Origin of the sequence: Halomonas sp. M4R1S46 (assembly GCF_025725685.1) — a bacterium.
Taxonomy (GTDB): domain Bacteria; phylum Pseudomonadota; class Gammaproteobacteria; order Pseudomonadales; family Halomonadaceae; genus Halomonas.
This window is the reverse complement of sequence record NZ_CP107008.1, coordinates 552,107-576,388: the sequence shown is the minus strand read 5'-3', so window position 1 is coordinate 576,388 and position 24,282 is coordinate 552,107. Positions and strand designations below refer to the sequence as shown.

Genomic DNA, 24,282 nt, shown 5'->3' with positions numbered 1-24,282 from the left:
GAGTGAGGAGTAAAGCGTGAGGAGTGAGGGGAGTCAGGGACAGGCGTATGGTCACACCATACTCCTCACCCCTGCCCCCTAACCGGCGGTAGCCGTTAGCCAAACATCCCCTTGAACATGAAGAAGAACATGATCGCCAGGCCGGCGCCGGCCGGCAGGGTGATCAGCCAGGACATCACGATGGTGCCGATCACGCGCAGGTTGAGCGCCGCCATGCCACGGGCCAGGCCCACGCCGAGCACGGCGCCCACCAGGGTGTGGGTGGTGGAGATCGGCAGGCCGGTGCCCGAGGCCAGCACCACGGTGGTGGCGGCGGCCAGGGTGGCGGCGAAGCCGCGGCTGGGCGTCAGCTCGGTGATGCCGGTGCCCACGGTGGCGATGACCTTGTGGCCGTAGGTGACCAGGCCGACGACGATGCCGCCGCCGCCCAGCACCAGCACCCACCAGGGCACCAGGGCCTGTCCCCCCACCTGGCCGCCGCTCTGCACCACGGTGATCACCGCGGCCAGCGGCCCGACGGCGTTGGCCACGTCGTTGGAGCCGTGGGCGAAGGCCATGGCACAGGCTGTGAACAGCATCAGCACGCCGAAGACCCGCTCGACGCCGCCGAAGCCGAAGGTATCGTCCTCGCTGCGGTTGCGGCTGACTCGACGCTCCAGGAAGCCACCGAGCAGCATCACGCCCAGGCCGATCAGCAGGCCATAGATCAGGCTCTCGCCGAAGCCGAGGTGCAGGCCGACATGCTTGAGGCCCTTGGTCAGGGTGACCATGGCGACGATGAAGCCGACCAGGAAGACGTACATCGGCACGTAGCGCTTGGCCGCGGCGAAGGGATCGCGGTTCTCGAAGATCAGGTGCTGGACCGACTTGAACAGCATGAAGGCGATGGTGCCGGACATCAGTGGCGAGACCACCCAACTGGCGGCGATCTGGCCGACCTTGGTCCAGCCGATGGCCTCGAGCCCCAGCCCGGCCATGGCGAAGCCGACGATGGCGCCGACGATGGAATGGGTGGTGGAGACCGGCCAACCGCGCATCGAGGCGATCAACAGCCAGGTCGCGGCGGCCAGCAGCGAGGCCAGCATGCCGTAGACCAGCAGCTGCGGGTCCTCCTGCAGCAGGGCGGGGTCGATGATGCCCTTGCGGATGGTGTTGGTGACCTCGCCGCCGGCCAGCCAGGCGCCGAGGAACTCGAAGATCACGGCGATGAGGATCGCCTGCTTGATGGTGATGGCCTTGGACCCCACCGAGGTGCCCATGGCATTGGCCACGTCATTGGCACCCACGCCCCAGGCCATGAAGAAGCCGAAGGCACAGGCGAGCAGGATGAAGAGGTCGCCGTGTTGCGCGATGATCGACATAGGACGGTGTCCCTTGCTAGCGGTCAGAAGAGGCGGATGTGGATCGGACCGGGCCCGATCAGTTGGCCGTCATGATCTGAAGGCGGCTACCCACGCGCTCGGCGCGGTCGGACAGTTCACCGACCCAGTCGATGATCTTGTAGAGGAACATCACGTCCACCGGCGGCAGACGGTCCTCCAGCTCGAACAGCTGGCGGCGGATCGCCACCTGCTGGCTGTCGGCCTGCTGCTCCAGGACGTGCAGCTCGCGGATCAGCTTCTGCATGACGTCGGAGACGTTGCGACCGAAGCCGGACTCGAGCAGGTCCTTGAGCTCCTCCAGGGCCTCGCGGGCCTGGGCCACGCAGGCCACGGAGGTCTGCATGTAGTCGCGCATCGGCTGGGCCAGCTCGTCGGGCACCTGCATCTTGCGGCCGAGCATGATGCCGGTGATGTCGCGGGCCTTGTTGGCGATCTTGTCCTGGACGCTGATCAGGTCCAGCAGGTCGGAGCGCGAGACCGGCAGGAACATGGTGTTGGGGAGGTTGAGACGCAGCTCGGTCTTGAGTTCGTCGGCCTCGTGTTCGAGACGGGTGATGGTCTCGCGGTGCTCGCCGGCGTCCTGCCAGTCGCCCTTGAGGGTGGCCTCGAAGAACGGCAGCAGCTGGTCGGCACAGTCATTGACCTTGACGATGTGGGCCAGCAACGGCTGGAATGGCGAGCGGCCGAACATCGCGGAGAAGGGATTGGATGTCACCATGGGGGCATCTGAGCACTTGGAAATGGCGGCGCCAGTATAGTGACTGGGGCGAGCGCCGTCATGAAAAAATCATCAAACGTTAATCACAATGATATAAGGCGGCCGTGCATGGCAAACGAGATCGAACTCAAGCTGGCCCTGGGCTCCACCGGTCCCGAGGCCCTGCGACACCACCCCGGCCTGGCCGGCCTCGTCCCGCGGACCACCCGCCTCGGCAACACCTATTTCGACACCCCCGAGGGCACCCTCGAGGCCGCCCGGGCGGCGCTGCGCTTGCGGCACGTCGACGGCCGCCTGCTGCAGACGCTGAAGACCCGCGGCCACGGCAGCGGCGGGCTGTCGAGCCGCGATGAGTGGGAATGGGAGGTGCCGGGCCCGGGCCTCGACCTCGCGGGGCTGGCCGCCCTGCCGCCCATGCAGGCGCTGGGCGAAGGCGTGCTGGGGCGGCTGGCTCCTCGCTTCGCCACCGACTTCGTGCGCGAGATCTGGTGGCTGGAAGATGACAGCGCCAGCATCGAGGTGGCGCTGGATATCGGCGAGATCCGCAGCGACGGGCGCGAGGCGCCGATCCGAGAGCTGGAGCTCGAACTCAAGGAAGGCGACCCGGCCGCCGTGCTCGAGCTCGCCGCGCGCCTCGCCGAGGACGTGCCGCTGCGTCCCTCCGACACCAGCAAGGCCGCCCGCGGCGGCGCCCTGCTCGCCGGCCGCTGGGCGCTGCCCGAGGGCGGCCCCCCCGGGGCCTGGCTGCATCGCGCCGTGGTGGCCCTGGATGCCCTGGCCGACACCGGCGACGACGCCTGGCGCCACCAGGCCCGCCAGGCCTTCCAACGCCTGGCCGAGCTGGGCGATGATGCCGTGAGCGCCGACGCCCACCGCCTCGCCGAGGCCCTGGCGACGCCGGACTGGCTGACCACGGCCTTCGGCCAGCGCGCCCTGGCCCTGGCGCGGCGACTCCCCGGCGAGGTATCGCTCGGCTGAGCCCGGCCACCACAAGGATGACGCCCATGAACCACCACGACCTCAAGCCCGCCGCGGAAGGCCTCCGGACACGCGTCTTCCAGATCATCTTCGAGTCGGACACGCCGCTGGCCAAGGGCTTCGACATCGCACTGATCGGCGTCATCCTGACGAGCGTGCTGGTGGTGATGCTGGAGAGCATCGTCCCGCTGCGCGAGGCCTATGGCGACTGGTTCATTCGCCTGGAATGGGGCTTCACGCTGCTCTTCACCATCGAGCTGGCGGTACGCCTGTATTGCCTGGAACGGCCCTGGCAGTACCTCAAGAGCTTCTACGGCGTCATCGACCTGGTCGCCATCCTGCCCACCTGGCTGGCACTGCTGCTCCCCGGCACCCAGTCACTGGTGGTGGTGCGCCTGCTGCGCACCCTGCGCATCTTCCGGGTGCTGCGGCTGATGGAGTTCGTCGGCGAGGGTCGCCTGCTGCTGGGGGCGTTGATGCGCAGCAGCCACCAGATCTTCCTGTTCCTGTTCACCGTCTTCATGCTGGTGACCATCTTCGCCTCGCTGGTCTATCTGATCGAACCCGCCGAGGCCGGCTTCACCAGCATCCCCACCGCCATCTACTGGGCCGTGGTCACCCTGACCACGGTGGGCTACGGCGACATCACCCCGGTGACGCCGCTGGGCCAGGCCATCTCGATGATGGTGATGCTGATCGGCTATTCGATCATCGCGGTGCCCACCGGGGTCTTCTCCGCCGAGGTGATCCGCTCGATCCGCGCCGAACGCTATTCCGACGAGGCCTGTCCCGGCTGCGGCCACGATCGTCACGAGAAGCGGGCCCGCTACTGCCTGCGCTGCGGGACCTGGCTGGACGAGAATACCCCGGATCCCCGGGGCGGGGCCCAGGACGACGAAGCGCCCCGGGACTGACCCGGGGCGTTTCCCTTACGACGGTCGTCGCGGCGGATCACTCGACCTCGAGCGGCGCCTCCCAGGCTTCCAGCTCGGCCTCGCTCCAGTCGCCGTAACCGGCGTTGGGGAAGACGATCCAGTCCTGGCCGAAGCGCCCGGCGTGCTCCCCGACGAGTTCGTGCTGCCCGGCGAGGTCGGCGTCGGCGAACTCGCCGGCGAAGTCGTGCAGGGAGTCGCCGAGCTGCATCACCAGGGTATGGTCCTCGACCACCGCGGCGCGGCGTTCCGCCTTGGGCGGGCCCAGCAGCATCACGCTGCCCTCGGTGACCTGGGGCAGGTTCAGCGCCTCCAGGGTGGCGATGGTGTCGGCCTCGTTCTCCTGGTAGCGGTCGGAGACGTAGTAGATGGCCACGCCCTGCTCGTCGGCGAAGTCCAGGAAGGCCCTGGCGCCAGGAATCAGGCCCGGTTCGCCCTCACGCTCCCAGTGCTTCCAGGTATCCCAGGTGGTGTAGTCGTGGCACTCGGCCATGTCCCGGGCCAGCAGGGCGCTGTTGTCCAGCACCGTCTCGTCGAGGTCGGTGATGATCGCCAGGTCGGCGTCCTCGCCGTGGGCCGCGAGCTGGTCCTCGAGACGATAGCGGGCCAGGGCGAAGCCCTGACGCTGCAGCGCGGCGACCTCGGCGGACTGCTGCTGGTAGCGCAGGCCCATGGCATAGGCGGCCTGGGCGCAGACCATGGTGTCGTCGGCGACAGCCGGCGCGGCCAGCGGCAGGGCCATCAGACCGGCCAGGGCGGCGGCAGCGCCGGCACGGCGGTAACCAGACATCGGCATGGGAATTCTCCTTGTCGTCGGTGATCACGTCGGCGACGGTATCGTCCGCCATCCGATTACACCTTGTTATCGAAGAAAGGCGATTGGATCGTATTTTATTTTTATTGCTCATTCAAATAATGAAAGAGAGGCGATACCGTACCCCCTTGTCTTTCCAGCCATGAAGAAACCGGCTCGACCAGGAGGCGAGCCGGCGCGGGGCGTGCCTTGATGACGGGAAATCAGGCCTGGAAGGGGGCGATATCGCCACGGCCCTCGCGCACCACCCTGGGCGGCAGTTCGCGCAGGTCGACCACGCTGGTGGCCTCGAGATGGCAGGCGCCGCCGTCGATGACCAGGTCCAGGTGGGCACCGAAGCGCTCGCGGATCTCCTCGGCATCGGTCATCGGCAGCTCCTCGCCCTCCGGGATCAGGGTCACGCTCATCAGCGGCTCGCCGAGGGTGTCGAGCAGGGCCCGGGTGATCTGGTGATCCGGCACCCGCACGCCGATGGAGCGCCGCTTGGGATGCAGCAGCAGCCGCGGCACCTCACTGGTGGCCTGGAGGATGAAGGTGTAGGGCCCGGGGGTGTGCGCCTTGAGCAGGCGGAAGACGGCGTTGTCCACCTTGGCGTAGGTGCCGATCTCGGAGAGGTCCGAGCACACCAGGGTGAAGTTGTGCTTGTCGTCCAGGGAACGCAGCCACTTGATCCGCTCCACGGCCTTCTTGTCCCCCAGGTGGCAGCCCAGGGCATAGCCGGAGTCGGTGGGATAGGCGATCACCCCACCGTCGCGGATGATCTGCACCGCCTGGTCGATGAGACGCTTCTGCGGGTTGTCCGGGTGGATCTGGAAGAACTGGCTCATTGGCGCTCCCTGTTCAGTGAGGTGGTTTCGGCGCGATCGCGGCCTCAGGCGGCCGGCGCCGGCTGGCCGAGGCAGGCCGCCAGACGCGGGTGGGTCCAGACCGGCGCCACCGCAGTGCGCGGCACCGGACTCATGGTGCCCGGGGCCAGGTGGCCGCCGGGGAAATGGAAGTCGCTGCCGACCGAGGCCAGCAGCTCGCGCTCCTGGAGCTGGCGGGCCAGGTCCCGGGTGACGTCGGGGTTCTGGAAGGCGCTGACCAGCTCGGCGGCCTGGCCGCCGGCGGCACGGAAGTCGTCGAGCAGCAGGCCGCGCTTGCGCCGGGTCAGGCCGTGGCGCAGCGGGTGCGCCAGCACGGCCACGCCGCCGGCATCGAGGATCCAGGCCACCGCCTCGGAGAGGTAGGGCCAGTGGGCCTTGATATCGCCGGCCTTGCCGTTGCCCAGGTACTTGGCGAAGGCACTGCTCATGTCGGGCACCAGGCCCGCCGCCACCAGGGCCCGGGCGAAGTCCGGCCGCCCCAGCGGACGGTCCGAGCCGGCCTGCTCCCGGGCTCGGGCCAGGGCATCGTCGAGGCCGACCTTCTCCATGCGCTCGGCGATCTTCAGCGAGCGGCGCTCCCGCGCCTGGGCCTGGGCGACGAGGCCGGCCACCAGGTCACCCCGAGCGCCGTCGGGCAGCAGCCCCACCACATGGATGTTGATACCGCGCCACTGAGTGGAGAGCTCGGTGGCCGGCAGCACACAGAGCCCCACCCCGGCGGCGGCCGCCCGGGCCGTCGCGACGCCGTCCATGGTGTCGTGGTCGGTGAGAGCCATATGGCTCAGGCCGCGCTCGTGGCACAGCGCCACCAGGGCGTCCGGGGCCAGGGCGCCATCCGAGGCGGTGGAGTGCATATGCAGGTCGATGGTGAGGGGATCGCCCTCGAAGCGCACGGGAAGTGCATTCATTGGCATGACGCCGGCAGGTGACTTTGTCAGAATAATGACCATGGTGCTCGCGCGACCCTACCCGGTCAATGGCGAGCCAGTCGTCCACGCGGCGCGAGCCGCTCTGCCTAGGAAATCCTGCGATGCTCTACGCCATCATCAGTGAAGATGTGAACAACAGCCTGGAGCGGCGCCTGGCCGCCCGTCCCGATCACCTGGCCCGACTCGAGAAGCTGCGCGACGAGGGCCGCCTGGTACTGGCCGGCCCGCACCCCGCCGTGGACAGCGAGGACCCGGGCGAGGCCGGCTTCACCGGCAGCCTGGTGATCGCCGAGTTCGAGGACCTGGACAACGCCCAGGCCTGGGCCGACGCCGACCCCTATATCATCGCCGGGGTCTACGCCAAGGTGACGGTAAAGCCGTTCAAGAAGGCCCTCCCCTAGGGCAGCACCGATTCATTACTGCGCTCGACGACCCACATTGATGTGGGAAGTGCGTGGGTTCGTAGGGAACGAACCTAGGGATCTTGGCCGCCGGCGGTACTCGTGCGCGAGTCCGATCAACATCCTCATTTACTGCCGTGTAAACTCCGGTGTCTCCGTTCCGGCGGCGGTCAACCTATCTTCGCTCGTGACATGAATCGAAGCTGCCCGGACCGTGCCCTTGCCTTGAGTTATCCACCGGAGGTTTTCCCACAGCATCTGTGGATAACACTGTTGAAACGCCGCGGACGCCTTGCGCCAGCCCTGTCGCGATGGCGCCGCGGCGACATCGATCAAACATTGACCAACCGCCGTTCGCCGGAGCCCCGCCGTGACCGCCCCCGATGCCCTGCCGCCGCTCGCCGGCCTGACGCCTGCCCACCTCGACTGGCGCCGGGACGACAGCGGCGAGACGGCCCCGCATTCCACCGCCTTCGACGATGTCTACTTCTCGCGCCATGACGGCCGCGCCGAGACCGAGCACGTGTTCCTCGCCGCCAACCGGCTACCCGAGCGCTTTGCGGCCTGGCGGGAGGCACGCCCCTTCGTGGTCGGCGAGACCGGCTTCGGCACCGGCCTCAACATGCTCTGCGCCTGGGCCTGCTTCGACGCCCGGGCCCCGGCCGGGGCCCGCCTGCACCTGGTGTCCACCGAGAAGTACCCGCTGGTCCGGGACGACCTGGCCCGGGCGCTCGCCGCCTGGCCGGACCTCGCCGAGCGCGCCGCCGTGCTGCTCGCCCAGTGGCCCGAGCCGGTGGCCGGCGTGCATCGCCTGTGGCTCGACGAGCGGGTGACCCTCGACCTGCACCTGGGCGATACCGTCGAGCGGCTGCGCCTGCTCGACGGCCGGGTCGACGCCTGGTTCCTCGACGGCTTCGCCCCGGCCAGGAACCCCGAGATGTGGCGGCCCGAGCTGTTCGCCGCCATGGCCGAGCGCTCGCGCCCCGGTGCCACCTTCGCCACCTTCACCTGCGCCGGCGTGGTCAAGCGCGGCCTCACGGCCGCCGGCTTCGCCTGGCGCAAGGTGGCCGGCTTCGGCCGCAAGCGAGAGATGCTGGCCGGCGAGATCGCCGCCCCGCCGGCGGACGCCCGCCGCCGGGCGACGCCCTGGTACACGCCGCCCGCTCCCCGCCCGGCCCGCCGGGTCGCGGTGATCGGTGCCGGCATCGCCGGCACCGCGGCGGCGGCGGCGCTGGCGCGCCGCGGGGTCGAGGTGATCCTGATCGACCGCGTGGGCCCCGGCGCCGGGGCCTCCGGCAACGCCCAGGGCGCGCTCTACGTCAAGCTCGCCGCCGAGACCAACCTGCAGAGCCGTTGCTACCTGGCCGGCCTGCTGCACAGTCATCGCTGGCTCACCGCCCTCGATCCCGAGAGCACGCTGTGGACACCCGGCGGCGTGCTGCAGCTGGCGCCGAACGACCGGGAGGTGCGCCGCCAGGCGCGCTTCCTCGACCACCACCGCCTGCCGGCCAGCGTGGTGCAGGGCGTCTCGGCGGCGCAGGCCTGTGCCCTGGCCGGAGTGCCGATCGATCGCGGTGGCCTCTTCTATCCCCTGGCCGGCTGGGTGCGGCCCGACGCCCTGTGCCGGCGCCTGGCGGCCACCCCCGGCGTGACGTCCCGGCGCGGCGAGGTGCAGGCGCTCGTCCCCGACGCCGGCGGTTGGCGGCTGTCGCTGGCCGGCGAGGCCGGGCTCGAGGTCGACCAGGTGGTCATCGCCACGGCGGCTCTCGCCAACCGCTTCGCGCAGACCACCGCCCTGCCGCTGCAGCCGGTGCGCGGCCAGGTGTCCCGCCTGGCCCTGCCCGAGGGGGCGCCGGCGCCGCGCTTGGTGGTGTGCGCCGGCGGCTATGTCACCCCGCCGCTCGACGGCTGGCTGACCTTCGGCGCGACCTTCTCGCCCAACGAGGCCGACGGCGAGGTGCGCGAGACGGATCACGCCGCCAACCTCGAGGAGCTCGCGCGGACCCTGCCCGGCTATCCGGCCGCCCTGGCGGCGGCGGGCGTGGCACTCCCCCCGGAGAACCTCGCGGGCCGCGCCGCGGTGCGGGCCGCCAGCCCCGACAAGACCCCCTACGCCGGACCGGTCCCCGATGCCGCGGCCTGGCGTGAGGACTATGCGGTGCTGGCCAAGGACGCTACCCGGGTGCCGGCGCTCGCCGGCCGCCATCATCCCGGGCTGTGGATCAGCGCGGCCCACGGCTCCCGGGGCCTGGCCAGCGCGCCGCTGGCCGCCGAGCTGATCGCATCGATGATCTGCGACGAGCCGCTGCCCCTCGAGGCCCCCCTGGCCGACCACCTGCACCCGGGGCGCCGGCTGATCGCCGATCTGATTCGCGGCCGCTGACCCGCGCCCCCTGCCCGGTCCCCGCCACGGGACTGTACGGGGCCGGCCCTGGCAGCCGGCGCGGCGCTGCCGGGGCCTGAAGCACAAGCGCCTGGACTCGCCGCGACCGGGAACGTCAGGGCCGGGGTGCCTCCTCGGGGGCGACGGCCGGCAGGGCGAGCTCGGCATCCATCCAGTCGACGATGCGCCGCAGCAGGGTGCTGTCGGCATGGCGCCTCTCGACCGCATAGCCGTGGCTGGCACGCGTCACCGCCGGGCCCAGCGCCACCAGCCGCCCCTCGCGCAGCCGGTCGCCGACCAGCGGCGACCAACCCAGCGCAATGCCGTCTCCGGCCTCGACGGCCCCGATCAGCAGGGGATAGTTGTTATAGGTGAACAGGCGGTCCGGTTCGCTATACGACACGCCGGCCGACAGGCTCCAGCGACGCCAATCCATCCATCGCGGATTACGCTCATCCATGTGCAGCAGGGGCAGCGTGCACCAGGCGTCCACCGGAGACGCCACGCTGAGCCCATGCCGGTCGGCGAAGGCCGGGCTGCACACGGGAAAGACCCGCTCCGGATAGAAGCGCTCGGCCCCGTCGTGGTGTGCATCGAAGTGAATGCGGATATCGGCGGCCCGGGCGGCCGACTCGGCACGCCGGTCCACCGAGACCACCTCCAGCTCGACGTCCGGCGTCGCCGCCTCCAGCCGCGCCAGCCTGGGCAGCAGCCAGAGGTGCGCGAAGCCGAAGTCGGCCGCGATCAGCACCCGCGGTCGCGTCGACTCGGCGCGACCGCGCAGCGCCCGGATGGATCCCTCGATGGTCTTCAGGGCCGGCGCGATCTCGTCATGGAAGCGCAGCCCTTCGCGGGTCGGCCGCAATCCGCTCCCCCCACGCTCGAAGAGAACCTGGCCCACGGCCTCCTCGAGACCGCGAATGCGCTGCGAGATCGCCGGCTGGGTGGTGGACAGCGCCCTGGCGGCCGCGGACAGCGAGCCGAGACGCACTGCCGCCTCGAAGGCCACCAGCGCCTTGAGGGTCGGCAATCCCTCCTTGGGTCGTTCAGCCATAAGGCAACCCAATAGCTTGCATAAGGTGCACCCCCCTTCCCGTCGTTGCCGCCTTCCCTAGACTAATGAGCGTTCATTGTCCCGGTGCGAGAGCCAGCATGATGTCGAACCCCCAGTTCCGAGTCCAGACGCATCCCCCCGCGGTCTTCGTGGTCGACGGCGAGCGGCGAACCGAGCTGCCCGCCCTGTGGCTGCGCGAGCGCTGCCAGGACGCCGAACACCTCGATGCGGTGACCCAGCAGCGCCTGTTCAACCCGCACGACCTCGCCCAGGACCTGCGGCTGATCGACGCCGAGGCCCTGGGCGAGCAGCGCGCCCGGCTCGCGTTCAGCGACGGCCATACCGGCGACTACGACCTGACGCGCCTGGTCGCCGAGTTCGACTCCGATGACGGCCTGCCAAAGCCGCATCCCTGGGATGCCAGCATCGACCGCGCGGCCATCACCTTCGACTGGGGGCGCATGGCCGACCGAGCCTGTTTCCGCGACTCCCTCGAGGCCTTTCTGCGCTACGGCGTGATCATCCTCGAAAAGGTTCCGACGGAGGACGGCACCCTGGTCGAGGTCGGCGAGTCCTATGGGCAAGTGCGTTCGACCAATTTCGGCCAGTACTTCGAAGTCTTCTCCCGCCCGGCATCCAACGACCTGGCCTATCGACCGGTGCCGCTGGCCCCGCATACCGACAACCCCTACCGCAACCCGGTACCGGGTATTCAGCTGCTGCATTGCCTGGTCAACGAGACCTCGGGTGGGCTCTCCACCCTGGTCGACAGCCTCAGCGTCGTCGAGCAGCTGCGCGCCGAGGATCCCGAGGGCTACCGCCTGCTGGCCTCCGTACCGGTGCGCTTCCGCTTCGTCGATGACGAGGTGGAACTTATCGAACGCCGTCCCATGATCCACCTGGATACGACGGGTCGCCCGACGGGCGTGCACTACAGCCCCCGTCTGGACGCCCTGCCGCTGATGGACGAGACGACGACCCGCACCTTCCATCGCGCCCGTCGCCGACTCGGCGAGCTGTTCTCGCATCCCCTTCAGCGCCTGGCCTTTCCTCTGCAGGCCGGCGAGCTGATGATGTTCGACAACAACCGCCTGCTGCACGGCCGCACCGCCTACGATCCGAACGAGGGCCGGCGCCACCTGCAGGGCTGCTACATCGACCGGGACGGCCCCGCCGGGCGCTACCGCGCCCTGTGCCGCTGAACCCTGAATCCCCCCACCCAGGAGGACCCAGCATGTCCACCGAGGCTACCCCGCAAGTGAGCTTCACCTGCATGAAGGACGGCACCCGCGAGGACTACCTGCTACTCGGGCGGCTCGAGGAGGCCTACATCGCGGGCCTGCCCGAGCGCATCCTCAGTGCCCTGCGCGGGCAGGAAAACACCCTGAGCGGGTATCGGGTCTCGCGTCTCGAGCATGTGTTGCAGTCCGCCAGCCGCGCCGAGGACGACGGGGAGGACGAGGAGATGATCGTCGCCGCCCTGATCCATGACCTCGGCGATGACCTGGCGCCGCACAACCACTCCCAGTACGCCGCCTCGATCATCCGCCCCTATGTCAGCGCAAGGGTCACCTGGGTGCTCGAGCACCACGGCCTGTTTCAGCACTACTACTACATCCACCACTTCGGCGGGGATCCGCTGGAGCGCGACCGCTACCGGGATCACCCCTGGTACCAGCGCTGCGTGGACTTCTGCGAGCGCTGGGACCAGGCCTCCTTCGATCCCGACTATCCATCGCGTCCCCTGGAGCACTTCGCCCCCATGGTCCGGCGCATCTTCTCGCGTCCTCCCTTCGATCCCGAGATCATCGGCGAGGCGCCCGACGCGCGTTCATGAGCGTCACGGGGCCTTCGGCCCCGGGCCTAGCCTTCCTCCTCGTCGTCGGCCAGGTCGCGGCCGAACGCCCGCCACTGGGCCAGGGTCATCACCTCGGTGGTCTCGGTCTCGAGGTCATGGGCGATGATCAGCTCGCTGCGTTCCAGCTGGCGCTTGAGCTCGGCGACCCAGCCGGCCATGCCCGCCCCGGTATCGGTGGTGTCGTAGCCCTGGCGGGTGACGAAGGCCTCGAGCAGGCCGTCCAGGGTCTCCCCCGGCAGCATGCGATACGGTACCTCGATAAAGCGCTCACCCATCGTCGCGTTCTCCCTTTTCCCAGGCGGCCAGGCGCTCGAGGAAGGTGGCCTCGTCGATCACCTCGACGCCGAGCTGCTCGGCCTTGGTCAACTTGCTGCCGGCGGCCTCCCCGGCCACCAGGCAGGCGGTCTTCTTCGAGACGCTGCCGGCGACCTTGGCGCCCAGCGCCTGGAGGCGCGCCTTGCCCTCGTCCCGGGTCATGCTCTCCATGGAGCCGGTAAGCACCCAGGTCTGGCCTTCCAGCGGCGTCGGCCCGCTCTTCACTTCGGCCTCTTCCCAGTGCACGCCGGCCTCGATGAGCGCCTCGAGGGTCTCGCGGTTGTGGGGCTGGCGGAAGAAGGTGTGCACGTGGGCGGCGACGATGGGCCCCACGTCCTCCACCGCCTCCAGGGCCTCCCGGTCGGCCTCCATCAGCGCCCCCAGGGTGCCGAAGTGGCGGGCCAGGTTGGCGGCGGTGGCCTCGCCCACCTCGCGGATGCCCAGGGCGAAGATGAAGCGGGCCAGCGTCGTCGCCTTGGCCTTGTCCAGGGCGTCCACCAGATTCTGCGAGGACTTCTGGCCCATGCGGGGAAGCTCGGCGAGGCGCTCGGCCTCGAGGCCGAAGAGATCCGCCGGGGTCTTCACCCAGTCGCGCTCGACCAGCGCATCGATCAGCTTCTCGCCCAGGCCGTCGATGTCCAGCGCCCGCCGGCCGGCGAAGTGCTTCAGGGCCTCCTTGCGCTGGGCGGCACAGTAGAGCCCCCCCGAGCAGCGCGCGACCACCTCGCCCTCGAGGCGCTCGATCTGGGAGTCGCACACCGGGCAGCGCTCGGGGAAGACGATCGCCCGGGCGTCGGCGGGCCGCTCCTCCTCCTGGACCCGCACCACCTGGGGAATCACGTCGCCGGCCCGGCGGATGGCCACGGTGTCGCCGATCATCACCCCGAGCCGGGCGATCTCGTCGGCGTTGTGCAGGGTGGCGTTGGAGACGGTGACCCCGGCCACCGAGACCGGCTCGAGGCGGGCCACGGGGGTGATGGCCCCGGTGCGGCCGACCTGGAACTCCACGTCGTTGAGCCGCGTGGTCTGCTCCTGGGCGGGGAACTTGAAGGCGATGGCCCAGCGCGGCGCCCGGGCCACGAAGCCGAGCTCGCGCTGCAGGCGCAGGTCGTCGACCTTGATCACCACCCCGTCGATGTCGTAACCGAGGGCGTCGCGCTTCTCGCCGAGGTCGCGGCAGTAGTCGATCACGCCTTCGGCGCCCTTCACCACCTCGAGCTCGGGATTGACGCGAAAGCCCCACCCGCGCAACAGCTCCATCTGTTGGCTGTGGGTCGGGGTATCGATATTGGCCAGACTTATCATGTTTTGAACAAGTTGATAGGCCGTAAACTCCAGGGGGCGGGTGGCGGTGATGCGCGGGTCGAGCTGGCGCAGGCTGCCGGCGGCGGCATTGCGCGGGTTGGCGAAGACCTTGCCCCCCGCTTCCCGGGCCTTGTCGTTCATGGCCTCGAAGTCGGCATGACGCATGGTGACCTCGCCGCGCACCTCCAGCCGGTCTGGCCACTCCTTGCCGCGCAGCCTGAGCGGGATCGACTTCAGGGTCTTGAGGTTGGAGGTGATGCCTTCGCCGGTGCGGCCGTCGCCGCGGGTGACGCCGGCGGCGAGCTCGCCGCGTTCATAGACCAGCGAGACGGCGGCCCCGTCGAGCTTGGGTTCGCAGCAGAAGGCGAGGGTCTCGGGGTCGGCTTCCAGCCGCTCGGCCACCCGGCGCACGAAGGCCTCCAGCTCGTCCTCGTCGAAGGCGTTATTCAACGACAGCATCGGCTCTGCATGCCGGACCTCGGGGAAGCCCTCGGCGGGAGCGGCACCGACCCGCTGGGTCGGCGAGTCGGGGGTGACGAGCTCGGGATGCTGGTCCTCCAGCTCCTGCAGGCGGCGCAGCCGACGATCGTAGTCGGCGTCGGTCATGCGCGGCTCGTCCAGCACGTAGTAGCGGTAGTTGGCGTCCTCGAGTTCGGCGCGCAGGCGCGCCGCCTCTTCTTGAAGCGAAGGGTCGGGCTGGGTCATGTCATCCGTGTCTCGATCTATAGCGAAGGCCCCGAAGCTCGAAGCTCGAAGCTCGAAGCTCGAAGCTCGAAGCTCGAAGCTCGAAGCTCGAAGCTCGAAGCTCGAAGCTCGAAGCTCGAAGCTCGAAGCTCGAAGCTCGAAGCTCGAAGCTCGAAGGCGAGCTTAAACCAAACCACCCCCGTAGCAAGGCTACGGAGGTGGTTTTCTTCCAGCTTCAAGCTTACGGCCTACAGCTCCGGGTGAAGCCCGGCAAGGCTAATTGACTTGGTAACGATTGAGTCGGTTGCGGCGCTCGAACTCCTGCACTCGCTGGCGCGCGAATTCCACGGTCTGGGCGGTCATCACGCTGAGGTGCTCGTCCTTCAGCTCCCCGCCCAGGTGGCGCACGATGACCATGGCGGTCTCGACCATGGCCTCGAAGGCCGCCGAGGTATCGGTGGCGCCGGGCAGCGGCATCAGCAGGGTGACCCCCGGGGTGCGGAAGTCGTCCATGGACTGGATGGGGAAGGTGCCCGGCTTGACCACGTTGACCATGGAGAACTGCAGGCGGCTCTCGGGATCCTCGGTCTCGAAGCGATGGAAGATGCCCATGTCGCGGCCATAGCGCAGCCCGCAGGCCAGCATCAGGTCGAGCAGGGCCGTGCCGGAGAAACCGGCCTCGTCCCGGGACATCACGCTGATGACGATGATCTCCTCGGCCTGGCCGAGGGTCTCCCGGGCATGCTCGGCGGCGACATCGTGGCGCAGCGCCTTCTCCAGCACCGGGTGGGCACGCACCACGCCGTCCTCGCGAGGACTCTCGGCGGCGGGCTCGTCATATGCCTCGGCCTCGGCGGCTTCCCGCTCGCGGCGTTCGGCCTCGCGAGCGACCTGTTCCTCGGCCTGCTGGCGGCGCCGGGCCTCCTCGCGGGCAGCCTGTTCGGCCTTTTCCTGCTCGCGGCGCGCCCGCTCCTGACGCTTGTGGTCGCGACGCTCGTGGAGGGTCTTCTGCAGGGAGGCGCCGAAGCGCTGCATGGAGGAGCCGACCCGCCGGGAGCCGGTCTTCAGGGAATCGCCCATGCCTTCCAGGTCGACCAGGCGATAGGCGTCGTCATCGGCATAGCCGTCGTGATCGGCAGGGTTGGCCACCAGGGGCTCGGCGAGATCGGCCTCGTCCCGGGACGCCTCGTCGGGCTGGCGGGCCGCCGCCGGCCGTGCTTCGGCCTCGGCGGGCGGGAGGTCGGACTCGGGGCGCGACCTGCCGGCGGCCTCCTCGACCCGCGAGGTCTCGGCAGGTATCGGCTCGGGCGAGGCCGCGGGACGCGCCTGCGGGGCGGCGGACGCCGGCCGCGACGCCTCGGCGGGAGTGTCATGGTGCTCCTCACCGTGCTGGCGACGGAATTCCGACAGCACCCGGGAAGGACCGGGGTGGTCCTGCCGCTGGAGCTTGGGCTTGGGTTGCACGTCGCCCTCTGCCGCGGGCCTGACGACTCGCGCCCCTCCGTTGGGCAGTTCCCAGTTGAGCTCGGCCTCTCGGGCCGCCGCCTCGGGGTCCTCGATGGAGCCCGTCGTTTCGTCTCCGGTATCGTGTCCGGCCGCATCCAGCCGGGGAACACGACGCTGGCGCTGCAGGCGACGCACGCCGTCGATGACGATGAGGGTCACCAGCGCCAGCCCCAGAATGATCAGCCACTCTCTTAGTTCCATGGGTCGTCATGCCTTTTGCTAAGGCGCCATGCCTGATGGTTGTCCGTGAACAGCATAGCGCGATTGCCCAAAAAAGGACCACTTTTTTTGATTGTCAAGCCCGCAAAATTCATTGCGACTCTTGACCAAGCCCTGTGCAATCGCCCTTCGTGAATCCCTTTGCGTACGTGCAATGCAGCATCATTGCCTTCCTTGTTAACCCTTTTGCCGTTTCCGTTCAAGCCCTCAGGCCTCCGCGAGGGCCGCGGCCTCCTCGACGCCTACAGAGACCAGCCGGGAGACGCCAGGTTCCTGCATGGTCACCCCCATGAGACGTTCCGATGCCTCCATGGCGATCTTGTTGTGGGTGATATAAATGAACTGGACCGAGTCCGACATCTCCTTAACCAGCTTGGCATAGCGCCCCACGTTGGCATCATCCAGCGGGGCGTCGACCTCGTCGAGCATGCAGAAGGGCGCCGGATTGAGCTGGAAGATGGCGAAGACCATCGACAGGGCCGTCAGTGCCTTTTCGCCCCCCGAGAGGAGATGAATGGTGCTGTTCTTCTTGCCGGGGGGGCGCGCCATGATGGCGACCCCCGTCTCCAGCAAATCCTCGCCGGTCAGGGTCAACCATGCGGTCCCGCCGCCGAAGACCTTGGGGAAAAGCGTCTGCAGACCGCTGTTGACTCGCTCGAAGGTGTCGCGGAATCGCGTGCGGGTTTCCTGGTCGATGCGCCGGATCGCCCGATCAAGGGTCTCCAGGGCCTCGGTGAGCTCGGCATGCTGGGCCTCCAGGTAGTCGCGCCGCTCGGCCTGCTGGTCGTACTCCTCGATGGCCGCCAGGTTGATCGCGCCCAGCCGGCGGATGCGCTCGCCGACCTCCTCGAGGCGGGTCTGCCAGGCCGACTCGGTGGCATTGGGGTCCAGGGCCTCGGCCAGCGTCTCGGTGTCGTGGCCGAGCTCGCGCAGCTGTTCGTCCTGAGTCTCGGCCTTGAGGGTCAGCGCCTGGACCTGCATGCGCGCTTCCTGCAGGCGTTCGCGGATGCCCTCGAGCTGGCGCTCGTGGCCCTGGCGGGTCTGCTCGTCCTCGCGCAGCCGCTCGACCAGGCCGGCGGCGCGGGAGCGGGCCTCGTTGAGCTCGCGCTCCTCCCGCTCGCGGCGATGGAGCAGCTCCTCGAGGCGCTCGCGGCGCTCCTCGTCGGGCTCGTGCAGCCCCTCGCGGGCTTCCTCGAGCTCGGCGCAGCGCTGCTCGAGACGCTCCCGGGCCTCACCGGCGCGTCCCTGCTGCTCGGCCAGGCCGGCACGCTCGGTGGTCAGCCGCTGGTGCTCGAGGGCCAGGCGCTGGGACTGCTCGGCCAGCGGCCGCTGCTGGGCCCGCAGCTGGGTCAACCGTTCCCGGGCCTGCTGACGGGCACGCTCCAGTCGCTCGCGGGTCTCGGCGCCCTCCTCCAGTCGCGCCATGGCGGCCTGCCAGTGCTCGCGGGTCTCCTCGATGGCCAGGCGCGTCTCCTCGGCGGACTCGGCCAGGCCCTCGAGCTCCTCGGCGAGCTCGCCGGCCCGCCCCTGGAGGTGCTCGAGGCGGCTGGCCAGGCCGCTGTCCTGCACCGCCAGCTGCTGGCGCTGCTGCTCGAGGTCGCGCTCCTCGAGGCGCACCGCCTCGAGCCCTTCCTCGGCCTGCTCGACACGCTCCGCGGCCTCGCCGAGCCGGGCCTCCTGGGCCTCGAGACGCGCCTCCACCGCGGCGAGTTCCTCGCGCACCTCGCCCTCGCGGCGGCGGCTGAGCAGCAGGGTATCCGGCCCCTCGTCCTGCCCCCGGTGTCGCGCCCAGCCGTCCCCCAGCCACAGACCGTCGGCCGTGATCAGGCTCTCCCCGGCGGCCAGGGCGGGCCGCTCGGCCCAGGCCTGCTCCCGGGAGTCGACGCAGCGCACCCGGGTCAGCCACTGGGCGGCTGCCCCGGCGCCACCCACCCTGGCCGCCAGGCTGTCGGCGGGCGCCTCGCGCTCCTCGGCCTCGAGCAGGCCGAGCTCGGCGGCGAGCCCCGGGGCGAGGGCCTGCACGGCCTGGTCGAGAGACGCCAGGCGGGCCCGCAGCCAGGGTGACAGCACCCAGGCGGCGACATCCTCCCAGCCCGGCGTGACCGCCAGGCACTCGCCGAGGCGCGGGGCCTCGGCCAGGCCGTGGTCGGCCAGGTGGTCGTCGAGGGTCTCGTCGTGATCGGCCAGCGCCGCCTGAATCAGCGCCTCCAGGGAGGCGAGCTCGCCCTGCAGGGTGCTGCGCCGCTGACGGTCGTCCTCGCGGGCCGCCTCGGCCTCGCGGACCGCCTCCCGGGCGGCGTCGCGGCTGGCCTGCCAGGCCTCGCGGCGCTCCTCGCTCGCCGCCAGCTGCTCCTCGAGCGTCGCCAGGCGCTCCACCACCTCGTCGCGCTGGGCCTGGAGCCCGGCGAGGTCCGGCAGCTCCTCGCGCTGCTGGCGGCGCTTGTGGGCATCGGTCTCGATCCGCTCGAGGCGCGCCTCCTGCTCGCGCAGGCGATCCTGGGAACGTTCGGCCTCGCGGCTGTCGGTCTGCCAGGTCTCGCCGAAGGCCTCCCAGTCGGCATCGGCCTCCTCGGCCAGGGGCTCGGCCTCCTCGAGGGCGGCCTCCAGCTCGGCGAGGCGCTCGGCGACCGCCTCCTGCTCGGGAACCAGGGTCTCGAGGCGCTCGTCGAGGCGCATCAGGCGCTCGCCGTCGTCCTCGCCGAGTCGCGCCAGGTCGGCGAGCTCCTGGCGGGCCGCCTCCAGGTCCCGGGCCAGTTGCTGGTCCCGCGAGCGGGTATGCTCGAGATCCTGCTCCAAGCGGGCGATGGCGGTGGTGGTCTCGTGGAAGCGGTGCTGATAGCCCTCGAGCTCGCCGGCCAGCCGGTCGTGCTCGGCGCGGGCCTGCTCGAGACGGCTCTCGCACTGGCGCAGGCCCAGCACCTCGCGCTCCACCGCGGTCTCCAGCTCGCGGACCCGGCCCTCCTCCTCGGCCTGGCTGGCCCGCAGGGCCCGCGCGCGCAGCAGCGCCAGCTCGCCCTTGAGCCGGTACTCCTCCTGCTTGAGGGTCTGGTAGCGGCGTGCCGCGTCGGCCTGGCGCTTGAGGCGCTCGAGCTGCTTGTCGAGCTCCTCGCGGATGTCCTCCAGGCGCTCCAGGTTTTCCTGGGTGCGGCGCATGCGGTTCTCGGTCTCGCGGCGGCGCTCCTTGTACTTGGAGATGCCGGCGGCCTCCTCGAGGGTGCCGCGCAGCTCCTCGGGGCGCGACTCGATCAGCCGCGAGATCATGCCCTGGCCGATGATGGCGTAGGAGCGGGGGCCCAGCCCGGTGCCCAGGAAGAGGTCGGCGATATCGCGGCGCCGGCACTTCTGGCCGTTGAAGAAGTAGGTCGACTGGGCCTCCCGGGTGACCTGGCGCTTCACCGAGATCTCGGCGTACTGGGCGTAGGGCCCGCCCATGGTGCCGTCGCGGTTGTCGAAGAGCAGCTCGATGGAGGCCTGGCCCACCGGCTTGCGACCGGTGGAGCCATTGAAGATGACGTCGGTCATCGACTCGCCGCGCAGGGTCTTGGCCGAGGACTCCCCCATGACCCAGCGCACGGCGTCGATGATATTGGACTTGCCGCAGCCGTTGGGCCCGACGATGGCGGTCATGTTGCCGTCGAAGGGCACGGTGATCGGATCGACGAAGGACTTGAAGCCCACCAGGCGGATCGACTTGAGGCGCATGGCTTACTCGACGACCCTGTCGACCACGACCTCGACGGGCTCGCCGTCGGTCGCGCCGACCGCCACCACCTCGTGCCGGCCGAAGAGGTCGCCGGGCCGGGGCCCGGCCTGGCCACTCTCGGAGACCCGCACCACCAGCCGGGCCTGCTCGACCTGGGAGAGCCGCGCCATGGGCGCCATGGCGTCGCCGTCGTCGAGGGTCAGGGTCAGCGGCAGCTCGCCGACGGTGGTCCGCGCCACCGCCAGCGGCGGCAACTCGCCGGCGAGGTCCCGGGCGACCACGAAGACGGCGGTGTCGTCGGCGACCCGGTCGGCCAGTGCCGGGGCCAGGCTGACCCGCACACGGATGCCGGGGCCTTCGGCGCCGGCCGTCTCCTCGGTCTGGCTCAGGCGCTGCCGGGCGACCTGGATCCCCTGGCGCAGGGCCTCGGCGGAGGCGGGGTCGTCCATGCCGGCGATGGCCCGCCGCCAGTTATCGATGGCGGCCTGGTAGTCGCCGTTCTCGAAGGCCTCGATGCCCAGCATGCCGAGCACCGTGGGCTGCCCCGGGTCGGCGGCCAGGGCCTCGTCGACCAGCGCCTGGACGCCCTCGGTCAGCTCGCGGTCGGCGGCGAAGTAGCGCAGTTGGGCCAGCTCGGCGAGCAGCCAGGGCCGGCGTCCCTCGAGCTCGAGCAGCCGGCTGAGGGCCGCATCGGCCTCGGCGACCCGCCCACTGTCGCGATACAGCGGGAACAGCGAGCGCCAGACGTTGGGGTTGTCGGGCTGGCGGGCGGCCTGCTCCTCGAGGCGCTGCACCAGCATCGGCAGCGAGGCCTCGGGATCCGCGGCGACCTCCTGCTGGACCCGGTACAGCGCCAGGTCGCCCTCGGCCCCCTCCAGGCGATACCAGACGACACTCGCCGCCACCAGGGCCACCATCAGCACCGGCACCAGCAGCTTGCCGGCGGCGGCCGCCTTGAGCGGCGGCCGCTCGAGCGCCGCGGTGTCGTCGAGCAGGCTGCGCTCCAGTTCCAGGCGGTCCTCCTCGAAGCGCGGCGCATCGATCTCGCCGCGGTCGCGGGCCGCCTCCAGGGAAGCCAGGCGACGTTGATAGATGGCTACGTTCTGCTCGGCGGTGCGATCCTGGGTCTCGAAGTCGCGCTGGGCGGCACGCAGGGCGGCGGCCCGGCGCAGGGGCGCCACCATCAGCCACAGGGCCGGCAGCAGCAGCACGGCGAAGGCGAGCCAAAGCAGGGTCATTCGTTCCTCTCACGGTTGATCAGGGCGTCCAGACGGGCGCGCTCGGTATCGCTCAGGCGACGCGCCGAGGCCTGCCGACGGGAACGCACCAGCAGCACCACCACCAGGGCGCCGAGCAGCACCAGGGCCACGGGGAGCCCCCACAGCAGCAGGGTACGGCCCTCGAGGCGCGGGTTGTAGAGCACGTAGTCGCCGAAACGGCGCACCATGAAGTCGAGGATCTCCTTGTCCGAGCGGCCGTCCTGGAGCTGCGCATAGACCCTGTCGCGCATGTCGCCGGCGATCGGCGAGTCGGAGTCGCCGATCGCCTGGTTCTCGCACTTCGGGCAGCGCAGGGTCGCGGTGAGCTCCTGGTAGCGCCGCTCGGTGACGGGATCGTCGAACTGGCGGATCTCGATGCTGGCGGCCTGGGCCAGCAGCGGCAGCAGGATCAGGGCGGCCAGTACGATTCGGATCACTCGCGCCATCTTTCCACCTCCGGCAGGATCACCTCGCGAACATCCTCCGGCTTGATGTAGCCGGTGTGGTGGTAGCGGATCACCCCCTCGGCATCGACCAGGAAGGTCTCCGGGGCCCCGTAGACGCCCAGGTCGAAGCCCAGGGTGCCCTCGGGGTCGAAGATGTTGACCTCGAAGGGGTTGCCGAACTCGGCCAGGAACTCGAGGCCCTTCTCCCGGGTGTCCTTGTAGTCGACGCCGACCAGGCGCACGCCGCGGTCGGCGAGATCCAGCAACTGGGGCATCTCCTGCTTGCAGGTCGGGCACCACTCGCCCCAGACATTGACCAGGGTGACCTGCCCCTCGAACAGGGAGGCGTCGACGGTGCGCTCGGGGTCGGCCAGGGTGCTCAGCTCGAAGGCCGGGAACTCCCGGGCCATCAGCGCCGAGTCCCGCTCGAAGGGATTCATCGACAGCCCCTGGTAGAGGAAGGCGCCCAGCACCAGGAAGCCGACCAGCGGCAGCAGCAGCAAGAGACGACGCTTCATGCCGTGGCCTCCTTCCGCGCGGCCGCGGCGGCCCGCTCGGGATCCCGGGCGGTGGCCGCGCGCCGGTAGCGGCGGTCGATCACCGCCAGGATGCCGCCGGCCGCCATCAGCAGCGCCCCCAGCCACAGCCAGCGCACGAAGGGCTTGTACTGGAGGCGCATGGCCCAGCTGCCGTCCTCGAGGTCCTCGCCCATGGCGACATAGAGGTCGCGGAACAGACCGGGGCGCAGGGCGACGTCGGTCATCGGCATGCCGCGGGCGATATACAGGCGTTTCTCCGGGGTCATCACGAAGCTGCGCTGGCTGTCGCCGCGACGCACCTCGATGCGTGCCACATCGGCGACGAAGTTGGGGCCGCGACGGCTGCCCAGCTCGGTCATGGTGAAGGTGTAGCCGGCGAGCGTGGCGCTGTCGCCCACCGCCATGCGGACATTGCGGTCGATGGCGTAGTTCGACACCACGGTGACGCCGACGATGGTGACCGCCAGGCCCAGGTGGCCGAGGACCATGCCCCAGTGGGCGAGCGACAGCCGCTTGAGGCCGGCCAGGCGCGAGTCGGCGTGGCGGCTCTTGTCCCAGAGGTCGCGCACCAGCGGCAGCACGACCCACAGCGCCGCCACCAGCCCCAGCGAGACCCGGAGGTTCCACTCGCCGCCATACAGCAACGGGGCGACGGCCCCGATGACCAGCGCCACGGCGCCGGACAGCCAGGCACGGCGCAGCAGCAGGCGCGCCTCCATGCGCTTCCAGCGGGCCAGCGGGCCCAGCCCCATGAACAGGCAGAGCACCACCGTCAGGGGCACGAACAGCGCATTGAAGTAGGGCGGGCCCACGCTGATCTTGCCCAGGTTCATGGCATCGAGCAGCAGCGGGTAGACGGTCCCGAGCAGCACCGTGACCGTCATGATCACCAGCAGGATGTTGTTGACCAGCAGGAGCGCATCGCGAGACAGCCAGCCGAAGCCCACCCGGTGGCTGACGCGGGGCGCACGGAACGCGAACAGCAACAGCGACAGCCCCACGGTGATGCCCAGCAGCACCAGGATGAACAGCCCCCGGGCCGGGTCGTTGGCGAAGGCATGCACCGAGGTGAGCACCCCGGAGCGCACCAGGAAGGTGCCCATCAGCGACAGCGAGAAGGTGGAGATGGCCAGCAGCACCGTCCAGCTCTTGAAGGAGCCGCGCTTCTCGGTCACCGCCAGGGAGTGGATCAGCGCGGTGCCGGCCAGCCAGGGCAGCAGGGAGGCGTTCTCCACCGGGTCCCAGAACCACCAGCCGCCCCAGCCCAGCTCGTAGTAGGCCCACCAGCTGCCCAGCGCGATGCCCACCGTGAGGAAGGCCCAGGCGACATTGGTCCAGGGCCGCGCCCAGCGGGTCCAGGCGGCGTCCAGGCGGCCGCCCAGCAGGGCGGCGATGGCGAAGGCGAAGACCACCGAGAAGCCGACGTAGCCCATGTAGAGCATCGGCGGGTGGATGATCAGGCCGAAGTCCTGGAGCAGCGGGTTGAGGTCGGCGCCGTCGGCCGGCACCTTGGGCAGCAGCCGCGCGAAGGGGTTGGAGGTGATCAGCACGAAGGCCAGGAAGCCCACGCTGACCAGGCCCATCACGCCCAGCACCCGGGCCAGCATGTCGCGGGGCAGTTCCCGGGAGAAGCGGCTGACGGCGAAGGTCCAGGCGCCGAGGATCAGGCTCCACAGCAGCACCGAGCCCTCGTGGTTGCCCCACACGGCGCTGGCCTTGTAGTACCAGGGCAGCATCGAGTTGGAGTTGTCGGCCACGTTGGCCACGCTGAAGTCATCCAGCAGGTAGCTGGCGGTCAGGCACAGGTAGGCGATGACCAGGAACAGGAACTGGCCGGTGGCCATGGGCCGCGCATAGGCCATCCACAGGGGGCGGCGGGTCGCCGCCCCCGCCAGCGGCACGATCGCCTGCACCAGCGCCATCAGCAGGGCGAGGATCAGGGCGAAGTGGCCGAGCTCGGGGATCATCTGGATCAGCATGGTGACTCCGGG

Annotated in this window: 20 protein-coding genes; 6 read left to right on the top strand and 14 right to left on the bottom strand. The window is 70.1% G+C overall.

The annotated features are described in order from the left end of the window. Positions 1–95: 95 nt before the first annotated feature. Both OCT48_RS02720 and OCT48_RS02715 read right to left on the bottom strand, forming a co-directional pair. A complete protein-coding gene (locus tag OCT48_RS02720; RefSeq protein WP_263591216.1) occupies positions 96–1,361 on the bottom strand; it encodes an inorganic phosphate transporter in 1,266 nt (421 codons plus the stop codon). A 58-nt stretch (positions 1,362–1,419) separates the two neighbouring features. Then, a complete protein-coding gene (locus tag OCT48_RS02715) occupies positions 1,420–2,100 on the bottom strand; it encodes a TIGR00153 family protein (RefSeq protein ID WP_263591215.1) in 681 nt (226 codons plus the stop codon). Positions 2,101–2,208: 108 nt separating this feature from the next. Between OCT48_RS02715 and OCT48_RS02710 the strand changes: the two genes are divergently transcribed. Beyond that, positions 2,209–3,078 (top strand): CYTH domain-containing protein, encoded by an 870-nt coding sequence (locus OCT48_RS02710; protein ID WP_263591214.1) that lies wholly within the window; start codon positions 2,209–2,211, stop codon positions 3,076–3,078. A gap of 26 nt (positions 3,079–3,104) precedes the next feature. Then, positions 3,105–3,992, top strand: coding sequence for an ion transporter (locus OCT48_RS02705; protein ID WP_263591213.1), 888 nt, complete (start codon positions 3,105–3,107; stop codon positions 3,990–3,992). Between the two features lie 37 nt (positions 3,993–4,029). On the opposite strand, the gene OCT48_RS02700 is transcribed toward OCT48_RS02705, so the two are convergent. From OCT48_RS02700 to OCT48_RS02690, 3 genes are all read right to left on the bottom strand, one after another. After that, positions 4,030–4,806 carry a 5'-nucleotidase, lipoprotein e(P4) family gene (locus OCT48_RS02700; protein WP_263591212.1) on the bottom strand — a complete coding sequence of 259 codons (777 nt, stop codon included), beginning with the start codon at positions 4,804–4,806 and terminating at the stop codon, positions 4,030–4,032. Between the two features lie 221 nt (positions 4,807–5,027). Next, on the bottom strand, positions 5,028–5,651 hold the full coding sequence (locus OCT48_RS02695; RefSeq protein WP_263591211.1) for an L-threonylcarbamoyladenylate synthase: 624 nt from the start codon (positions 5,649–5,651) through the stop codon (positions 5,028–5,030). A gap of 44 nt (positions 5,652–5,695) precedes the next feature. Beyond that, complete coding sequence (locus OCT48_RS02690; RefSeq protein ID WP_263591210.1) at positions 5,696–6,604, bottom strand: PHP domain-containing protein; 909 nt, start codon at positions 6,602–6,604, stop codon at positions 5,696–5,698. A 116-nt stretch (positions 6,605–6,720) separates the two neighbouring features. Between OCT48_RS02690 and OCT48_RS02685 the strand changes: the two genes are divergently transcribed. Together OCT48_RS02685 and mnmC are read left to right on the top strand one after the other, a co-directional pair. Then, positions 6,721–7,020: a YciI family protein gene (locus OCT48_RS02685; RefSeq protein WP_263591209.1), complete on the top strand. Its 300-nt coding sequence runs from the start codon at positions 6,721–6,723 to the stop codon at positions 7,018–7,020. 370 nt (positions 7,021–7,390) lie between these two features. Continuing rightward, positions 7,391–9,403 carry a bifunctional tRNA (5-methylaminomethyl-2-thiouridine)(34)-methyltransferase MnmD/FAD-dependent 5-carboxymethylaminomethyl-2-thiouridine(34) oxidoreductase MnmC gene (gene mnmC, locus OCT48_RS02680; RefSeq protein WP_263591208.1) on the top strand — a complete coding sequence of 671 codons (2,013 nt, stop codon included), beginning with the start codon at positions 7,391–7,393 and terminating at the stop codon, positions 9,401–9,403. A 115-nt stretch (positions 9,404–9,518) separates the two neighbouring features. Here the strand turns inward: mnmC and OCT48_RS02675 are convergent, their stop codons facing one another. Next, positions 9,519–10,457, bottom strand: coding sequence for a LysR family transcriptional regulator (locus tag OCT48_RS02675; protein WP_263591207.1), 939 nt, complete (start codon positions 10,455–10,457; stop codon positions 9,519–9,521). 98 nt (positions 10,458–10,555) lie between these two features. Here OCT48_RS02675 and OCT48_RS02670 point away from each other — a divergent pair, with 98 nt between their 5' ends. Together OCT48_RS02670 and OCT48_RS02665 are read left to right on the top strand one after the other, a co-directional pair. Continuing rightward, a complete protein-coding gene (locus tag OCT48_RS02670) occupies positions 10,556–11,659 on the top strand; it encodes a TauD/TfdA family dioxygenase (protein ID WP_263591206.1) in 1,104 nt (367 codons plus the stop codon). Between the two features lie 32 nt (positions 11,660–11,691). Next, positions 11,692–12,294, top strand: a complete 603-nt coding sequence (locus tag OCT48_RS02665; protein ID WP_263591205.1) for an HD domain-containing protein — start codon at positions 11,692–11,694, stop codon at positions 12,292–12,294. A gap of 26 nt (positions 12,295–12,320) precedes the next feature. Here the strand turns inward: OCT48_RS02665 and OCT48_RS02660 are convergent, their stop codons facing one another. The 8 genes from OCT48_RS02660 to OCT48_RS02625 all read right to left on the bottom strand — a co-directional run bounded on the left by OCT48_RS02660 (position 12,321) and on the right by OCT48_RS02625 (position 24,270). Beyond that, on the bottom strand, positions 12,321–12,590 hold the full coding sequence (locus OCT48_RS02660) for a YheU family protein (protein WP_263591204.1): 270 nt from the start codon (positions 12,588–12,590) through the stop codon (positions 12,321–12,323). Continuing rightward, positions 12,583–14,640, bottom strand: a complete 2,058-nt coding sequence (gene ligA / locus OCT48_RS02655) for an NAD-dependent DNA ligase LigA (protein ID WP_263591203.1) — start codon at positions 14,638–14,640, stop codon at positions 12,583–12,585. Before ligA ends, OCT48_RS02660 begins: the two co-directional genes overlap by 8 nt. Positions 14,641–14,895: 255 nt before the next feature. Continuing rightward, a complete protein-coding gene (zipA, locus tag OCT48_RS02650; protein WP_263591202.1) occupies positions 14,896–16,326 on the bottom strand; it encodes a cell division protein ZipA in 1,431 nt (476 codons plus the stop codon). Between the two features lie 225 nt (positions 16,327–16,551). After that, positions 16,552–20,046, bottom strand: coding sequence for a chromosome segregation protein SMC (gene smc / locus OCT48_RS02645; protein WP_263591201.1), 3,495 nt, complete (start codon positions 20,044–20,046; stop codon positions 16,552–16,554). Positions 20,047–20,049: 3 nt separating this feature from the next. After that, a complete protein-coding gene (gene ccmI, locus OCT48_RS02640; protein ID WP_263591200.1) occupies positions 20,050–21,285 on the bottom strand; it encodes a c-type cytochrome biogenesis protein CcmI in 1,236 nt (411 codons plus the stop codon). Then, positions 21,282–21,752 carry a cytochrome c-type biogenesis protein gene (locus OCT48_RS02635; RefSeq protein WP_263591199.1) on the bottom strand — a complete coding sequence of 157 codons (471 nt, stop codon included), beginning with the start codon at positions 21,750–21,752 and terminating at the stop codon, positions 21,282–21,284. The genes ccmI and OCT48_RS02635 overlap by 4 nt, the downstream gene beginning before the upstream one ends. Continuing rightward, positions 21,740–22,270, bottom strand: a complete 531-nt coding sequence (locus tag OCT48_RS02630; protein ID WP_263591198.1) for a DsbE family thiol:disulfide interchange protein — start codon at positions 22,268–22,270, stop codon at positions 21,740–21,742. The genes OCT48_RS02635 and OCT48_RS02630 overlap by 13 nt, the downstream gene beginning before the upstream one ends. Further along, complete coding sequence (locus OCT48_RS02625; protein WP_318152555.1) at positions 22,267–24,270, bottom strand: heme lyase CcmF/NrfE family subunit; 2,004 nt, start codon at positions 24,268–24,270, stop codon at positions 22,267–22,269. The genes OCT48_RS02630 and OCT48_RS02625 overlap by 4 nt, the downstream gene beginning before the upstream one ends. Between the last annotated feature and the right edge of the window lie 12 nt (positions 24,271–24,282).

What these genes read in the sequence shown, in the direction of transcription:
- OCT48_RS02670 (WP_263591206.1), top strand. Translation starts at nt 10,556, where the DNA reads ATGATGTCGAACCCCCAGTTCCGAGTCCAGACGCATCCCCCCGCGGTC.
- zipA (WP_263591202.1), bottom strand. Translation starts at nt 16,326, where the DNA reads ATGGAACTAAGAGAGTGGCTGATCATTCTGGGGCTGGCGCTGGTGACC.
- OCT48_RS02665 (WP_263591205.1), top strand. Translation starts at nt 11,692, where the DNA reads ATGTCCACCGAGGCTACCCCGCAAGTGAGCTTCACCTGCATGAAGGAC.
- ccmI (WP_263591200.1), bottom strand. Translation starts at nt 21,285, where the DNA reads ATGACCCTGCTTTGGCTCGCCTTCGCCGTGCTGCTGCTGCCGGCCCTG.
- OCT48_RS02660 (WP_263591204.1), bottom strand. Translation starts at nt 12,590, where the DNA reads ATGGGTGAGCGCTTTATCGAGGTACCGTATCGCATGCTGCCGGGGGAG.
- OCT48_RS02700 (WP_263591212.1), bottom strand. Translation starts at nt 4,806, where the DNA reads ATGCCGATGTCTGGTTACCGCCGTGCCGGCGCTGCCGCCGCCCTGGCC.
- smc (WP_263591201.1), bottom strand. Translation starts at nt 20,046, where the DNA reads ATGCGCCTCAAGTCGATCCGCCTGGTGGGCTTCAAGTCCTTCGTCGAT.
- OCT48_RS02630 (WP_263591198.1), bottom strand. Translation starts at nt 22,270, where the DNA reads ATGAAGCGTCGTCTCTTGCTGCTGCTGCCGCTGGTCGGCTTCCTGGTG.
- OCT48_RS02710 (WP_263591214.1), top strand. Translation starts at nt 2,209, where the DNA reads ATGGCAAACGAGATCGAACTCAAGCTGGCCCTGGGCTCCACCGGTCCC.
- OCT48_RS02635 (WP_263591199.1), bottom strand. Translation starts at nt 21,752, where the DNA reads ATGGCGCGAGTGATCCGAATCGTACTGGCCGCCCTGATCCTGCTGCCG.
- OCT48_RS02625 (WP_318152555.1), bottom strand. Translation starts at nt 24,270, where the DNA reads ATGCTGATCCAGATGATCCCCGAGCTCGGCCACTTCGCCCTGATCCTC.
- OCT48_RS02695 (WP_263591211.1), bottom strand. Translation starts at nt 5,651, where the DNA reads ATGAGCCAGTTCTTCCAGATCCACCCGGACAACCCGCAGAAGCGTCTC.
- OCT48_RS02705 (WP_263591213.1), top strand. Translation starts at nt 3,105, where the DNA reads ATGAACCACCACGACCTCAAGCCCGCCGCGGAAGGCCTCCGGACACGC.
- ligA (WP_263591203.1), bottom strand. Translation starts at nt 14,640, where the DNA reads ATGACCCAGCCCGACCCTTCGCTTCAAGAAGAGGCGGCGCGCCTGCGC.
- OCT48_RS02690 (WP_263591210.1), bottom strand. Translation starts at nt 6,604, where the DNA reads ATGCCAATGAATGCACTTCCCGTGCGCTTCGAGGGCGATCCCCTCACC.
- OCT48_RS02675 (WP_263591207.1), bottom strand. Translation starts at nt 10,457, where the DNA reads ATGGCTGAACGACCCAAGGAGGGATTGCCGACCCTCAAGGCGCTGGTG.
- OCT48_RS02715 (WP_263591215.1), bottom strand. Translation starts at nt 2,100, where the DNA reads ATGGTGACATCCAATCCCTTCTCCGCGATGTTCGGCCGCTCGCCATTC.
- OCT48_RS02685 (WP_263591209.1), top strand. Translation starts at nt 6,721, where the DNA reads ATGCTCTACGCCATCATCAGTGAAGATGTGAACAACAGCCTGGAGCGG.
- OCT48_RS02720 (WP_263591216.1), bottom strand. Translation starts at nt 1,361, where the DNA reads ATGTCGATCATCGCGCAACACGGCGACCTCTTCATCCTGCTCGCCTGT.